The 13,584-nt window shown below is 53.3% G+C and carries 15 protein-coding genes, 2 tRNA genes and 1 rRNA gene; 13 read left to right on the top strand and 5 right to left on the bottom strand.

Going from position 1 to position 13,584, the window contains the following annotated elements:
* Positions 1 to 28 precede the first annotated feature (28 nt).
* The 4 genes from N0B71_RS17940 to N0B71_RS17925 all read right to left on the bottom strand — a co-directional run bounded on the left by N0B71_RS17940 (position 29) and on the right by N0B71_RS17925 (position 3,185).
* A tRNA-Ala gene (locus N0B71_RS17940) sits at positions 29 to 104 on the bottom strand.
* Positions 105 to 133: 29 nt separating this feature from the next.
* Positions 134 to 210: transfer RNA gene (locus N0B71_RS17935), tRNA-Ile, on the bottom strand.
* 64 nt (positions 211 to 274) lie between these two features.
* Positions 275 to 1,810, bottom strand: a 16S ribosomal RNA gene (locus N0B71_RS17930).
* A 1,003-nt stretch (positions 1,811 to 2,813) separates the two neighbouring features.
* Positions 2,814 to 3,185, bottom strand: coding sequence for a hypothetical protein (locus N0B71_RS17925; RefSeq protein ID WP_259754020.1), 372 nt, complete (start codon positions 3,183 to 3,185; stop codon positions 2,814 to 2,816).
* Positions 3,186 to 3,543: 358 nt separating this feature from the next.
* Between N0B71_RS17925 and N0B71_RS17920 the strand changes: the two genes are divergently transcribed.
* Positions 3,544 to 4,332 carry an HNH endonuclease gene (locus N0B71_RS17920; protein WP_259754019.1) on the top strand — a complete coding sequence of 263 codons (789 nt, stop codon included), beginning with the start codon at positions 3,544 to 3,546 and terminating at the stop codon, positions 4,330 to 4,332.
* Positions 4,333 to 4,402: 70 nt separating this feature from the next.
* Positions 4,403 to 5,461 carry a DNA cytosine methyltransferase gene (locus tag N0B71_RS17915; RefSeq protein WP_259754018.1) on the top strand — a complete coding sequence of 353 codons (1,059 nt, stop codon included), beginning with the start codon at positions 4,403 to 4,405 and terminating at the stop codon, positions 5,459 to 5,461.
* On the opposite strand, the gene N0B71_RS17910 is transcribed toward N0B71_RS17915, so the two are convergent.
* Positions 5,454 to 5,822 carry a very short patch repair endonuclease gene (locus N0B71_RS17910; RefSeq protein ID WP_442964683.1) on the bottom strand — a complete coding sequence of 123 codons (369 nt, stop codon included), beginning with the start codon at positions 5,820 to 5,822 and terminating at the stop codon, positions 5,454 to 5,456. The genes N0B71_RS17915 and N0B71_RS17910 overlap by 8 nt on opposite strands.
* A 113-nt stretch (positions 5,823 to 5,935) precedes the next feature.
* Here N0B71_RS17910 and N0B71_RS17905 point away from each other — a divergent pair, with 113 nt between their 5' ends.
* From N0B71_RS17905 to N0B71_RS17855, 11 genes are all read left to right on the top strand, one after another.
* Positions 5,936 to 7,957, top strand: coding sequence for a BbrUII/HgiDII family restriction enzyme (locus tag N0B71_RS17905; RefSeq protein ID WP_259754015.1), 2,022 nt, complete (start codon positions 5,936 to 5,938; stop codon positions 7,955 to 7,957).
* A 112-nt stretch (positions 7,958 to 8,069) separates the two neighbouring features.
* Positions 8,070 to 8,864, top strand: a complete 795-nt coding sequence (locus N0B71_RS17900) for a hypothetical protein (protein WP_259754014.1) — start codon at positions 8,070 to 8,072, stop codon at positions 8,862 to 8,864.
* A gap of 774 nt (positions 8,865 to 9,638) precedes the next feature.
* Positions 9,639 to 9,911, top strand: coding sequence for a DNA-binding protein (locus N0B71_RS17895; RefSeq protein WP_259754013.1), 273 nt, complete (start codon positions 9,639 to 9,641; stop codon positions 9,909 to 9,911).
* A gap of 17 nt (positions 9,912 to 9,928) precedes the next feature.
* Positions 9,929 to 10,264 (top strand): lysogeny maintenance protein PflM, encoded by a 336-nt coding sequence (gene pflM / locus N0B71_RS17890; RefSeq protein ID WP_442964616.1) that lies wholly within the window; start codon positions 9,929 to 9,931, stop codon positions 10,262 to 10,264.
* 3 nt (positions 10,265 to 10,267) lie between these two features.
* A complete protein-coding gene (locus N0B71_RS17885; protein ID WP_259754012.1) occupies positions 10,268 to 10,495 on the top strand; it encodes a hypothetical protein in 228 nt (75 codons plus the stop codon).
* A 221-nt stretch (positions 10,496 to 10,716) separates the two neighbouring features.
* Positions 10,717 to 11,136 (top strand): DNA-binding protein, encoded by a 420-nt coding sequence (locus N0B71_RS17880; RefSeq protein ID WP_259754011.1) that lies wholly within the window; start codon positions 10,717 to 10,719, stop codon positions 11,134 to 11,136.
* A 16-nt stretch (positions 11,137 to 11,152) separates the two neighbouring features.
* Entirely contained in the window at positions 11,153 to 11,374 is a 222-nt protein-coding gene (locus N0B71_RS17875; RefSeq protein WP_151188330.1) for a hypothetical protein, read from the top strand.
* A gap of 1 nt (position 11,375) precedes the next feature.
* Complete coding sequence (locus tag N0B71_RS17870; RefSeq protein WP_259754010.1) at positions 11,376 to 11,627, top strand: hypothetical protein; 252 nt, start codon at positions 11,376 to 11,378, stop codon at positions 11,625 to 11,627.
* Between the two features lie 13 nt (positions 11,628 to 11,640).
* Entirely contained in the window at positions 11,641 to 11,892 is a 252-nt protein-coding gene (locus tag N0B71_RS17865) for a major capsid protein (protein ID WP_259754009.1), read from the top strand.
* A gap of 293 nt (positions 11,893 to 12,185) precedes the next feature.
* Positions 12,186 to 13,220: a hypothetical protein gene (locus tag N0B71_RS17860; protein ID WP_259753447.1), complete on the top strand. Its 1,035-nt coding sequence runs from the start codon at positions 12,186 to 12,188 to the stop codon at positions 13,218 to 13,220.
* Positions 13,221 to 13,224: 4 nt separating this feature from the next.
* Entirely contained in the window at positions 13,225 to 13,581 is a 357-nt protein-coding gene (locus N0B71_RS17855) for a DUF2523 family protein (RefSeq protein WP_259753448.1), read from the top strand.
* The last annotated feature ends 3 nt before the right edge of the window (positions 13,582 to 13,584 follow it).

The following is a 13,584-nucleotide window of genomic DNA, read 5'->3' as shown; positions in this document are numbered from 1 at the left end:
CATTCATGTCTGAGCTTTCGACGATTAATGGTGGAGCCAAGGAGGATCGAACTCCTGACCTCCTGCGTGCAAAGCAGGCGCTCTCCCAGCTGAGCTATGGCCCCTTATCGGATCAGCAGCACACCACAACAATTGGTGGGTCTGGGCAGATTCGAACTGCCGACCTCACCCTTATCAGGGGTGCGCTCTAACCAACTGAGCTACAGACCCAATCGTCTAACCAGTGAATCAAGCAATTCGTGTGGGAGCTTATGAAGAAGCTGAGATCTTCGATTAAGGAGGTGATCCAGCCGCAGGTTCCCCTACGGCTACCTTGTTACGACTTCACCCCAGTCATGAATCACTCCGTGGTAACCGTCCCCCTTGCGGTTAGACTAGCTACTTCTGGAGCAACCCACTCCCATGGTGTGACGGGCGGTGTGTACAAGGCCCGGGAACGTATTCACCGTGACATTCTGATTCACGATTACTAGCGATTCCGACTTCACGCAGTCGAGTTGCAGACTGCGATCCGGACTACGATCGGTTTTATGGGATTAGCTCCACCTCGCGGCTTGGCAACCCTCTGTACCGACCATTGTAGCACGTGTGTAGCCCTGGCCGTAAGGGCCATGATGACTTGACGTCATCCCCACCTTCCTCCGGTTTGTCACCGGCAGTCTCCTTAGAGTGCCCACCCGAGGTGCTGGTAACTAAGGACAAGGGTTGCGCTCGTTACGGGACTTAACCCAACATCTCACGACACGAGCTGACGACAGCCATGCAGCACCTGTGTTCCGATTCCCGAAGGCACCCTCGCATCTCTGCAAGGTTCCGGACATGTCAAGGCCAGGTAAGGTTCTTCGCGTTGCTTCGAATTAAACCACATGCTCCACCGCTTGTGCGGGCCCCCGTCAATTCATTTGAGTTTTAACCTTGCGGCCGTACTCCCCAGGCGGTCGACTTATCGCGTTAGCTGCGCCACTAAGATCTCAAGGATCCCAACGGCTAGTCGACATCGTTTACGGCGTGGACTACCAGGGTATCTAATCCTGTTTGCTCCCCACGCTTTCGCACCTCAGTGTCAGTATCAGTCCAGGTGGTCGCCTTCGCCACTGGTGTTCCTTCCTATATCTACGCATTTCACCGCTACACAGGAAATTCCACCACCCTCTACCGTACTCTAGTCAGGCAGTTATGGATGCAGTTCCCAGGTTGAGCCCGGGGATTTCACATCCATCTTACCAAACCACCTACGCGCGCTTTACGCCCAGTAATTCCGATTAACGCTTGCACCCTTCGTATTACCGCGGCTGCTGGCACGAAGTTAGCCGGTGCTTATTCTGTTGGTAACGTCAAAACAGCAAGGTATTAACTTACTGCCCTTCCTCCCAACTTAAAGTGCTTTACAATCCGAAGACCTTCTTCACACACGCGGCATGGCTGGATCAGGCTTTCGCCCATTGTCCAATATTCCCCACTGCTGCCTCCCGTAGGAGTCTGGACCGTGTCTCAGTTCCAGTGTGACTGATCATCCTCTCAGACCAGTTACGGATCGTCGCCTTGGTAGGCCTTTACCCCACCAACTAGCTAATCCGACCTAGGCTCATCTGATAGCGCAAGGCCCGAAGGTCCCCTGCTTTCTCCCGTAGGACGTATGCGGTATTAGCGTTCCTTTCGAAACGTTGTCCCCCACTACCAGGCAGATTCCTAGGCATTACTCACCCGTCCGCCGCTGAATCCAGGAGCAAGCTCCCATCATCCGCTCGACTTGCATGTGTTAGGCCTGCCGCCAGCGTTCAATCTGAGCCATGATCAAACTCTTCAGTTCAATACTGCTTGGGTTTTGAGAAAAACCTAAACTTGGCTCAGCAATCGCATGCTCAACTTAATGAGCTAAAACTCTCGAATTCACGAGTGTTACTTGCGTTGCTGATAATCAGTCGATCATCAGTCTTACATCACAAGCACCCACACGAATTGCTTGATTCAACTTGTTAAAGAGCGTTTGGCCGAGGCTTTCGTCTCAACCGAGGCGCGTATTCTACGCTAACCTCATCTTTCGTCAAGCTTTATTTTTCGAAAATTTCTTTTCTACTCAATCGCTTGTGCTTCAGCGAAGGAAACCTTCTCATCAGCGGGAGGCGCATTCTACAGCGATCAATGTCGCTGTCAACCACCTCGGTGACCTTCTTTTCAGCTCGCTGCCGGAGCAGCCAGTGAAGAGCGACAAGTGAATCACCTGCCTGATCACCACTCTCAACTTCTAACCTCTGTAAGTACTTGATTTTCAAGTCCTTTCAGCGCTTCGTCGCTGGGAGTGGTGCGAATTATAGGGAGTTTAAAAGGCCCGTCAACGACTTTTTGCAGAAAGATGACAAAACTCACCGCCCCTCCCCTCCTCTATAGAGAAGCTCGCCCTCCCGGCTCGATAATCTTGCGCCCCCCCCTTCGAATAGCGACCGCACCGCACGAGTGGCAAAGCGAAATCCGGACCGCGCGACGAGAGCTGCCAACATTCCTGACAGCGCAGGGTGATAGGCCACTGAGGGAAGCACCGAGTTGGCGATCGATCTAGGTAATTTGCACAAATGCAAAAAGGCCAGTTCATTGCTGAACCGGCCTTTTCAAATTTGGTCGGGACGGAGTGATTCGAACACTCTACCCCTTGCACCCCATGCAGGGCATGAGATCAATTCAAGCTATTGATACATATGGAAAAACCGAACTTGCAACTCTAGACAATATCGCAAATTCTAGACCACTCGCTAATGTGATACCGGGGCTTGTAGAGCGCGTTTTGCGCGCCCTGGAAACTTGTGAGGCAGCGCTCTCTAGGCTCCCCCCTCCCTTGAGAGGTCGGCCATCATAAGAATTCGCAGGAGATCATCTGCTACATTTCGGTACCAACCACTGGGCATATTCCTCCAGATCTCATGCGCCTTCCTGACCTGACTCATAGATGAGGATTCGGCAAAGGCCTCATATCCCTGCCAGCCATTGAAAAACGCCAGCATTTCGTCACTAATGAAGTAGAACTCATCCTGATCCAGACCGCTTTTATTCGCATCATTGACGAGAAGCCCGTACAGAAATGCAATTTCGTCCTGATCATCCCCCCCTTGAGCATTGAGCGGCTCTCCCTCCGCCGGCTTGCCATTGGATTTTTCATGGAGATACCAGTGGCACTTTCTGCAAAGTGCCACCCCATTTCCGAGCTCAAACCTGCCAGCCGGGTATATAGTTTTGCGAAAAACATGATGCGCCTCGACTTGCTGGTAACTTCCACAATTCAGACAGACTCCGCGGTCCCGCATGCGAATGAACCGACTCCAAAGCGTGAAGCACCAGCGTTCAGAACGCCCCATAGCGATCGCATGAAGCAGCCGCGACTTCGCCCGTCTAAGCGATGCCTCGCATGCAGATGATGAGCTCATCTCCCCTCCCCAATAAGGCATTCACCAAGTCCAACCTTCTTGCATCCATTTCGTACCTCGCCGATCCATATCCGACGAGTGCAAACTGCTACTATCGGAGCAGTCAATCTTCCTGTGTGCAGACCCCATGCCCCAAGATGCTCATAGCGACCAATCTCGCTCAAGCAGCTCTCAAGCCAATCCATCTTGGTCTCGTGATGAGCTCATTCTCGCTTTAGACCTATACCTACGTCATCGCAAATCACTGCCATCCAAGCACCATGCGGAAGTGAAAGATCTGTCGCAGTTCCTCGGCAAGATGGGGTTAGCTTTTGGCGTCGGCTCCTCGGCTAGCTTTCGAAACCCGAATGGTGTCGCCATGAAGCTAGGCAACTTCCGCCGCTGGGATCCAGCCTTTACCAAGGACGGAAAGACTGGGCTTTGGAAAGGAAACCAAGACGAGGGAGTGGTCTGGAACGAATTCGCATCGTCGCCAGAGAAGTTAGCTGCTGTGGTCAGGGGAATTCGCAGCGTGGTCGATATGGACGACCAGCTCGATCATCCTTTACAAGGCGCAGACGAGCCCGAGATTCATGAAGCAGTAGAGGGAAAAGTTCTCACACGCCTGCATCGTGTCCGCGAACGCAGCCGGAAGCTCGTTGAGCGCAAGAAGAAGCAAGCCCTAGCCAAGCACGGGAAGCTTGCCTGCGAAGCCTGTGAGTTCGATTTCCAGAAACAGTACGGAAAAGCGGGCACTGGCATAATTGACGTTCACCATGTCAGACCACTCCACTCCTTGCAGCCAGGTGAGAAGACCCACCTTGACGACCTCGCTCTGCTATGTGCGAACTGCCACCGCATCGTGCACGCCACTAGACATTGGCTAAGCCTTGAGGAGCTCAAGGCCACCCTAGAGGCAGCCAAAAAGCATGTATAAATTTTCAGTACTCGTGCTCGATCTTTTGTCCGGAACCGGATAGAATGGCCTCCGCTAGGAGGCTATACCCATGCATGACATTGACGCCGTTGACCTTTTCTGTGGTGCTGGCGGGCTCACCGCAGGCCTGCTCAAGACCGGTATCAGCGTTCGCGCCGGCTACGACATTGATCTCAACTGTGAGTACGCTTACCGTGAAAACAACGGAGCTAAATTCGTAGCAGAGAGCGTCGCACTAGTTGAATCCCAGAACGTTGCTGCTTGGTACCGCCCCGAGAGAATCAAGCTGCTCGCCGGCTGCGCGCCATGCCAGCCGTTCTCGACATACAATCATGGCCGTGACACCAGCACAGACGTCAAATGGCCACTCTTATACTCGTTTGAAAGACTCATAAAAGACATCAAGCCTGAGCTCGTCACTATGGAGAACGTGCCAGACGTGACCAAGCACAAGGTCTATCTTGATTTCGTGGAAGGCTTGAAGCGCGAGAATTACCACATTTGGGCTGATACCATTCGTTGCATTGATTACGGACTTCCTCAACATCGCCGACGTCACGTACTCCTTGCATCGAAGTTTGGCCCTATTTCGATGATTCCCAAAACTCACGCTGGCAAACCGGTTACTGTCCAAGAAGCAATTGGTCATCTTCCAAAAATTGCAGCGGGCGAGTGCCATCCCCAGGACCCGCTTCATCGCGCAGCGACTCTCAGCTCAACGAATCTGAAACGCATCATGATCTCGAAGCCAGGCGGGACTTGGCATGACTGGCCGGAGTCATTAAGGGCCGCTTGCCATCGCAAAGCCAGTGGGCAAACCTTCTCAAGTGTGTACGGTCGGATGCGTGGCGACGAGCCTAGCCCGACCATGACAACTCTCTGTTTTGGTTTTGGCAATGGTCGTTTTGGACATTACGACAAAACTCAGAACCGAGCCATTTCACTACGCGAAGCCGCTACACTTCAATCCTTCCCAGACAATTATAAGTTTATGCCGCCCGAGCAGATAACGTTTAAAGCTGTCGGTCGCATGATTGGAAACGCTGTTCCTGTTCGCCTTGGTGAAATTATTGGCCTCAGCCTTCAACGCCATCTTGAAGAGATAAAACACTCCAAGAGTGCTAGCTGATCTCCCTCCTCAGCCGCTCCTCCAGAGCGGCTAAATTCCTTGTTTCGCATTCCCACACCACCAGCACCTTCCATCCGAGCTCCTCAAGTTCGACCTTTTTCCTAGCGTCCCTCTCAACGTTCGCAGCAAATTTAGGCAGCCAATATTCTTGCCGCGTCTTAGGTATTGAGGCGTAGCGACATTCTGGGTGTCGATGCCAAAAACATCCGTGAACAAATATGGCTACCCCATGCTTACGGAGCACTATATCTGGGCTTCCTGGCAAGGAACGCTTATGGAGGCGAAACCTCCATCCTGCCGCATGGAGGACTCTCCTCACGACTAACTCAGGTGTCGTATGCTCTCGCCGCACAGCCCGCATCCTGCGGCTAACTCTCAAATCTTCTTGCATGATGGCATTTTGGTGCTGCATTCTTTAAGCGACCATGCAACCATGCAATAGGTTCAAACAGCAACTGAATAGGCGTCAGAGCAATGGATGCTATAGCAAAAAATACTGAGAAAAGTAAATATAAGATCGAAATCGACTTAAACGTTCTTAATCACCTTGGAATCGGGCTTTACAGCAGTACCCCCGCTGTCGTCACAGAAATCGTAGCCAACGCCTGGGATGCTGACGCCACCGAAGTCAGCGTTGAAATCTTGGATGACCGTATCATCGTTCAAGATAATGGCCACGGGATGGGTGATGATGAGTTACAAGCTCGATTTTTACGAGTTGGTTATGCTCGTCGGGACCAGGGAAAAGGCAACCGGAGCGATACCAAGGGCCGTCCGGTAATGGGGCGAAAAGGGATTGGAAAGCTTGCAATGTTCTCCCTAGCCAATCAGATCGACATCTGGTCAAAAAAGGATGGAAATGATCCGGTTTCCGCTCGTATAAATGTCGAGCAACTTAAGGAAGACATCAAGGATGACAAGGAATATCAATTAGAGAAGCTAAGCACAAATTATAACTGGAACACTTCAACTGGCACTCGAATTGTTCTGTCAAAGTTGACAGCGGGGACAGATAAGACTGAAGCTTTTCTCCGCCCTCGGATTGCGAGACGTTTTAGTGTTCTAGGCGGAATCCACGATTTTAAAGTCGTGATTGGCGAAACTGAAATTACCACGCAAGATCGAGGCTATCATTCGGACATTCAGTTCTGGTGGGATCTTGACGACGACACCCGCGAAGCACAGAAACCCTTACTCAAAAATATAGCGACCGACGAAGACGGTCATGAATGCATTAAAAGAGTAAATAACACCGTAATTGTAGGCACTCGTGCCTACACGCTTCGTGGCTTTATCGCAACAGTAGCAAAACCTAAAAGCCTTAAAAAAACCGAAGACAACATTAACCAAATTTCCTTATTTGCTAACGGTCGAGTATTTCAAGAAGACATGCTAAAAGACATTGGCAATGCCAAGGTTTTTAATAGTTATATAGTTGGGGAGGTGCATGCAGACTTTCTTGATGCTGACGGAACTGACCGTGCGACAGCAAACCGTGAGGCAGTAAAAACGGGGGATCCGCTAGTAACAGCTGTTCGTAATTGGCTGAAAAATACTCTTGATGAAATTGCGGACCAGTGGGACGAGTGGCGCCGCCAACAGAATCCAGAAAGTGACGACGAGAGAACCAGATTAGCACTGGAAGCCTGGTATGCTTCTCTTGCGGATTCTCGCGATAAGAAACTAGCGCAGAGGCTCATTGGTCCGATCCTCTCAACAGAGCACTCAAATGACGAAAACAAAAATAAAGAAATTAAGCGTGATCTTGTAAAGAGCGCAATCGTTGGGTTCGAAAAACTACGCATCCGCAAGCAACTAGATAAGCTGGAGCGTGTAACCGATGTGCTTTCTGTTGAATTCCAAAGACTTTTTAATAGCTTGGATGATGTAGAAGCTACTCACTACCATGAAATCACTCGATCCAGGCTACAGGTAATCGAGAAATTTGAGAAAGAGATTGTTGACCCTGGGTCTCTAGAGAAGGTTGCCCAAAAATATCTTTTTGACCATCTATGGCTGCTTGACCCTACCTGGGGCCCCGTTGGTGAGAGCAAGGTCATGGAGCAGACCCTAACGAAGGAACTTCTCGAAGTAGCCCCTGCTGCCGAAACAGGCGCGCGAATTGATATCGCTTACCGGACTTCATCGGGACGACACATTATTGTTGAGCTTAAGCGCCCCGGATTAAAAGCAGTAGATGTTGACGACTTAATCAAGCAAGGTAAGAAATATAAAGCAGCGGTAACTCAATATTTAGAAAAACATCCAGACGTTTGCTCTTTCTATGGCCGCTTACCTCCGATAGATGTTTTCTTTGTTACTGAAGAAATGCCTAAGACAACATATGGTGACCCGCTCCAGGATCTTAGAAACAATGACATGCAGTCATTTACATATCGAGGCATGATTACCAATGCTCGGCGCGCATATCAAGAGTACCTGGATGCGAGCCCCAAAAGATCTGGCATTGAGGATATAATTTCGAACATTACCTAATCTAATGAAATCAGCCTGCCGAGAATCTCTCGGCAGGCCAAAATACACACAGCTATAACCACTCCAACCACTTACAGGATTACTCATACTCAAGTTGTATCAGGGATAGAAAATGGATCATGACTTTGATGTGGTAGAGCAAAAAGTAGCCGAGACTGAATTCTTTCTCGGAAAGATGGCCAGAGCAGGTAGCAATATGTTCGAGTTTCAATGCTATCTAAGCGCATTTTTGGCTTCGTCAAGAACGTCAACGCTTGCTCTACAGCAGTTCAAACATGTCGAAGGATTCGAAGAGTGGTACTCGAAACACCGTGAGTCGCTTAAACAAAGCTCTATGGCCAAGTTCTTCCTGGACCTACGTAACGCACACCTCCATGGAGGTCAATATCCAGTCAAGAGCGGTATATTTTATCGTGACACAGCCAGATATGAATTCCGATCGACTGAGTCACGGCAACCTGTTCCAAGTTCAGACATTCTTGCATCATGCCGCAAATTTTTTATCCTCATACTCGAAATCGTGCATGACTGCTATGTAGAACTTGGTCCAAATCTTGACTCGCAGCAGTACTTTACCAAGGAGCATTTCTCCTTAACTGATAGATCTATTGATGATGCTGAGATCGAAGTTTTTGGCTGGATTTGCGAGCATTTGATTGAAGAGGAATACGATGATGACGCACGATGGAGTGAGCTTCGCGGTAACGTGTACGAATGCTCAATCAATCACCTCTTCTATAGCTATCTGGGGAAGGTTACGCCCCAACCCGTAGAGCCGGATCATTACGTTGACTTTGCTTACACACCCGAAGAGCGCGGATGGATTCATCCACCCGCAGGTTATTCTTCAGTAGAAGAATACTGGGCAGAATCAGGAATACAAAAACCGGATTACCACGAACCATAATTACTCTGTGAGTTACCAGACGCATGATGGAGATAGTACATCTATAAGTATCTTGCACGTTCCAAGCTCTAGCGTAGTCAAGCCGGATTACTGAGATTATTTATAATCATATTGACAACCTTTAAGCCACATGCTTGCGCGCATTTACGCTAGAATTTACGAAAAATGGCCGTAGAAATTTAAACCAAACCTGCAAAACCATGTTCTGACGAGAATTGGCATCTATAAGAAAATACTGAAAATTAGGAATATCGATTTTAATTTTTAGCCAATCCCTACCCTCATCTGCCTCAGAAATGCTATCTCCCTGTGCCTCAGGTCTCCCTGGCGGATTTTTCTCGGGCAAACCAACGCCTAGCAACCGCTTGAGTTATCTCTATCCCGCGTTTTGTCCGACCAAGTTTCGATCTGCCTCATCGTATTCAGGGCTAATTTCCCCATTGGCTGGGTCGACCCTGCCCGTGCGCAACCATAGAGAGTACTGAGGGTAATGCTCTGCAATGAGGTCGAGCTCATTGGTACGGAGGTTTGCCCTCTTGTCGTACCGAATGGTTTTGCACCGTTCCTCCTTTATGCCGGTGGCAAGGCCTACCTCACGGTGGCCTAGCTTAGACATAAAAACACGAACTCTTTCCTGTGTTGATTCCATATTAGTCTAAAAAAGCCATGTTGAATTATTCCACCCTTCGCGGGGAGTGGTAATATTCCACACATCTTGTGGAAATATTCCACCTGCTCGATATGTGCAGGTAGCAGCGATTATAGGGGGTTCACATGGAAGAATCTGGAATAGTGGGGTTCACCGTCATAGGTGCGATGGAAAAGGTCACGGACTTCCGTACCGCTCCGTTCTGCTCCCAGGCGGTATTCGCTCAGATGCTGGGCCTGGAGGACATCACGGAAGACGTGGTGCGTGGCTGGGTCGAGACAAAGACCGTGCCGACCGCGAAGATTGGCCGCCGCCGCGTCATCAACCTCCACAAAATCCGCCGCGATCTCGACCGGGGTAAGTCGATCTTCTGCCAAGGGGATTACGACGATGAGTAACCGGGGAGGACTGCGCCGTGATTCCGCTCAACCGCTATCTGCATCAGCCGCACGCCTCGGACTGCGACTGCTCTGTCTGCTGGTCCCGTCGCGAACTGGCGAAACCCGATCCCTCCCAGTCCACACCCTGCACCGAGTGCCGCCCTACGCGAGTCTTCACGGTCGTTACCACGATGGCGCTGGTCGCGGGAGTGTGGCGCTCGATCCACTCGACGTATCGGGTGGAACCGGGTTTTACCTGCGCGAAACACATGCCCGCGCTCCGTCCGCCGAAGTACTGGCACGTTGTGTACGACAGCGGCAAACCGACTCCCTTCGTGCCGATCCGCGAACCCTTCGAGTTGGAGGCCTGAGCCATGCTCACTGACGCCGCCTTCAGCCTTACCTTGCTGTTCGCTCTCCTCACCTGCGTTGGCTTTCCGCTGATGTGCGTGGCCCACGAAATTTCGAAGTGGGCCGACCGCAACAACCGCACCCACGCCAATCAGGTCCAGGGCCGCCGCACCGGCTTGTCCGAACGCGCTTTCCCGTTCGGACAAACGGAGCGCCGGGCGAAGCGCACCCTTGACCGTCCCCCGCCCTGAATAGCCTTCGCTCGGGAGGGAGGGGCAGCTTCACCGCCCCGCGCTCCTGAGCCCTCGGCGGCGAGAGCGGGATGACAAGGGCAGAGCCCTTTGTGTTGACCCACTCACCGCCAGCACTACCGCAAAACCCAGGCACCACCACACCCGCTGAATTAACGGCAAACAAGCCGAATTGCAGCAGCGGGCCAACTCATGCCCGAAAAAGGCAAAAGGAGCTTCAGATGAACATGTTTGCAACCACTGGCGGCGTAGTCGAACTCTGGGTCACCAAGACCGACACCTACACCTCCACCAAGTCTGGCGAGATCTTCGCCAGTGTTCAGGCCATTTCCCCAATCCCGGAAACCGCTCGCGGCAACGCCAAGGGCTTCGAGATCAGCGAATACAACGTTGAGCCGACTCTGCTGGACTCCATCGTCTTCGAAGGCGCTCCGGTGCTCTGCAAGTTCGCCAGCGTGGTCCGCCCCACCCAGGACCGTTTCGGTCGCACCACGAATACCCAGGTCCTGACCGAACTGTTGGCTGTCGGCAAAGAAGCCAGCGCACCGGCTCCAGCCGCTCGCCCGGCGCAACCCCAGGCACAGGCCCAGCGCCCAACTCAGCCCGCCGCTGAGAAGCCTTCCGACAGCAGCAAGTCCTGACGGGGAGGGTAGGTAGATGAAAGCGCCGCTCCGTTTCGCCTTCGGCTGGGTTCTGTACGTGGCAATCCTCTGCGCCGTATCGCCTGCCGTGCGTGCGGTGCGCGAATTCCTCGAACCCTACCCGCTGGACTCCGTGATCGCTGTGGTCGCGGCTGCGTTCGCCTTCTTCGCCCTGTGGTGGTTCGTCCTGCGCTCGTTCTGGAGCTGGTGCGACCGCCCCCGCAAGGAGGCCCGCTGACATGCCAGGCGTGGTTGCCGTTCAAGTCTGCACCAGCTGGGCGTCCACGGCGGACGGCCTCATGCGCTGCCAGCAGATCGAGTGGCAACAGGCCTATCTGATTCCGCCCGAGGCCGCTGGAGCAATTGAAATCCTGGTCAACGGCGGGTTCTCCCTGGAGGCCTTCAGCATCGGTGCTGCGGGCGTTCTCGGGGCATTCGTGACGGGGCTTTTGACTGGCTGGGTCGCGTCACTTCTTCGTAAAGCCAGATGACAGAGGAAACACCATGAAAGCCATGAAACAACAGATCGCCAAGTTCAACCCGGTCCGCTCGTTCCGCAACCTGTGCATCGCCGGCACTGTTACCGCCGTGACTTCGGTCCCGGCCTTCGCCGCCAGCGTCATCGACACCAGCGCGGTGGAACAGGCCATCACCGACGGCAAGTCCGACATGTCCAACATCGGCGGCTACATCGTCGGTGCCTTGGTCATCCTCGCGGTCGCCGGCCTGATCTACAGCATGTTGCGCAAGGCGTAAGTGCTCTGGTCGGTGTGGTTGGGGGCGTTCTTCGCCGGCGCCTTCATCACTGGGTACCGCTGCGGCGAATTCTTCTAACTCCACTCACGTGGCCGAACCTGGACCCCGCTTCGGCGGGGTTCTTTTTTCCCGGACGAATTCACATGCGAATCCCCGTCTTCCTCGTTTTGCTTTGTGCCTGCTGCTCAGCTGCCGCTCAGGACTATTACTGGATGACTGGTGGACAGGCTTCGACACGGGCTGACTCCCCGGATGCATCTTGCCGACTACTGGTCGCTCAGCAGGGGAGCACCTTGGTCCGTATCTACAAGCTGCAGGACACCTGGTGGCGCTGTAGCCTGAAGTCTGCCGGAAGTTCGCAAGCGAATGATCTGGACATCAGCCGCTATGGCGATAGCTGCCCGGCCAACCATGAGTTCGATCCCACTACCGGCAGTTGCGTCGCGACAAAGCCTACCGACGCTGAGTGCAAAACTCGCGACGCCTACACCCAGATCGTTCAGTTCTCCTTCGTTGATGGCCAGGCCGTTATCTCGGTAGATCCCGAGGTAAAGGACCAGTGCATCTACGAACCCGGCGAGCCGAAAAACTGCACCAGCACTCAGTGTGAATTCGACATGTCGCCGTCCGGCAACGACGACATGAGCGATAACCCGGAGAACCCGGACCAGCAACTGCAGGACTACTTGGACGAGCTCGCCAAGAAGTTCGATTGCGTGAAGACCGTCAACGGCACGGTCGGCTGCACCAACGCTCAGCAGACCCCGCCCGACGTCGACCCCGAAGACAAATGTTTCCCCGGCTATTCATGGTCCGGCACCACGTGCGTCGCCACGCCCGGTGGCCCCGCTGAAAACAACAACAGCGGCAGCGGCTCCGGTGGTGGCAACAACGGCGGTAACACGGGGGGCGGCAGCGAGGGTGGAACCAACCCCGGCACGGGCGGCGGCGACGGCGGCAGCGACGGCGGTGGCAATTCCGGTGGCGGCAGTGATAACGGCACCGATGGCGGCGACGGCCCGAGCGAATCCCTGGAGCAGCCCAAGCAAGGCAGTTGGGATGAAGCGCTCGAAGAGTGGGACGCCAAGGTCGAAGAGGCCAAGGAGCAGTTCCGCGACAAGATCAAAGAGAACGCCGATCAGCTCAAAGGCGTGTTCGATGTGAACCTCGGCGAGGGCGGCGGCAAGCTCCCTTGCGACACTTTCACCGTGTGGAAGAAGCCCGTCAGCCTCTGCTTCACCGCCTATGAAGAAAAACTTTCCTACCTGCGCTACGCGCTGATGTTCATGGCATCGGTGCTGGCTGCGTTCGCCATCTTGAAGGAGTGATCTTATGGAATGGCTCTCCAGCTTCTTTGACCAGATCATCCTGTTCTTCCAGTGGATCTGGGACTTCATGACCCAAGGGATCTACGACTTCATCAAGGATGGCTTCGTCGTGGCCACCAAGTGGGCGATGTACAGCGCGCTCCAGGGATTCCTGTTCCTGCTCGATGTCAGCTACACCGTGGCGCGCGAGCTGATCGACAGCCTGGGCGTCTCCAACATGGTCCGCTCCATGTACGCCACGCTCCCGGGCCCGCTGGCGGCCGCGCTGCAATTCCTCGGCGTACCGCAAGCCCTGAACATTCTGTTCTCCGCCCTGGCCACGCGCTTCTGCATGCGCTTCGTGCCGTTCATAGGGAGGTGAGTG

It is taken from the genome of Pseudomonas sp. GCEP-101 (genome assembly GCF_025133575.1).
GTDB classification, from domain to species: domain Bacteria; phylum Pseudomonadota; class Gammaproteobacteria; order Pseudomonadales; family Pseudomonadaceae; genus Pseudomonas; species Pseudomonas nitroreducens_B.
This window is presented reverse-complemented; position numbering and strand designations above follow the sequence as displayed.

Excerpts from the sequence above, each read along its gene's own strand:
- N0B71_RS17915 (WP_259754018.1), top strand. The coding sequence starts at position 4,403 with ATGCATGACATTGACGCCGTTGACCTTTTCTGTGGTGCTGGCGGGCTC.
- N0B71_RS17880 (WP_259754011.1), top strand. The coding sequence starts at position 10,717 with ATGAACATGTTTGCAACCACTGGCGGCGTAGTCGAACTCTGGGTCACC.
- N0B71_RS17885 (WP_259754012.1), top strand. The coding sequence starts at position 10,268 with ATGCTCACTGACGCCGCCTTCAGCCTTACCTTGCTGTTCGCTCTCCTC.
- N0B71_RS17910 (WP_442964683.1), bottom strand. The coding sequence starts at position 5,822 with ATGCGGGCTGTGCGGCGAGAGCATACGACACCTGAGTTAGTCGTGAGG.
- N0B71_RS17905 (WP_259754015.1), top strand. The coding sequence starts at position 5,936 with ATGGATGCTATAGCAAAAAATACTGAGAAAAGTAAATATAAGATCGAA.
- N0B71_RS17870 (WP_259754010.1), top strand. The coding sequence starts at position 11,376 with ATGCCAGGCGTGGTTGCCGTTCAAGTCTGCACCAGCTGGGCGTCCACG.
- N0B71_RS17865 (WP_259754009.1), top strand. The coding sequence starts at position 11,641 with ATGAAAGCCATGAAACAACAGATCGCCAAGTTCAACCCGGTCCGCTCG.
- N0B71_RS17920 (WP_259754019.1), top strand. The coding sequence starts at position 3,544 with ATGCCCCAAGATGCTCATAGCGACCAATCTCGCTCAAGCAGCTCTCAA.
- N0B71_RS17900 (WP_259754014.1), top strand. The coding sequence starts at position 8,070 with ATGGATCATGACTTTGATGTGGTAGAGCAAAAAGTAGCCGAGACTGAA.
- N0B71_RS17855 (WP_259753448.1), top strand. The coding sequence starts at position 13,225 with ATGGAATGGCTCTCCAGCTTCTTTGACCAGATCATCCTGTTCTTCCAG.
- N0B71_RS17875 (WP_151188330.1), top strand. The coding sequence starts at position 11,153 with ATGAAAGCGCCGCTCCGTTTCGCCTTCGGCTGGGTTCTGTACGTGGCA.
- N0B71_RS17895 (WP_259754013.1), top strand. The coding sequence starts at position 9,639 with ATGGAAGAATCTGGAATAGTGGGGTTCACCGTCATAGGTGCGATGGAA.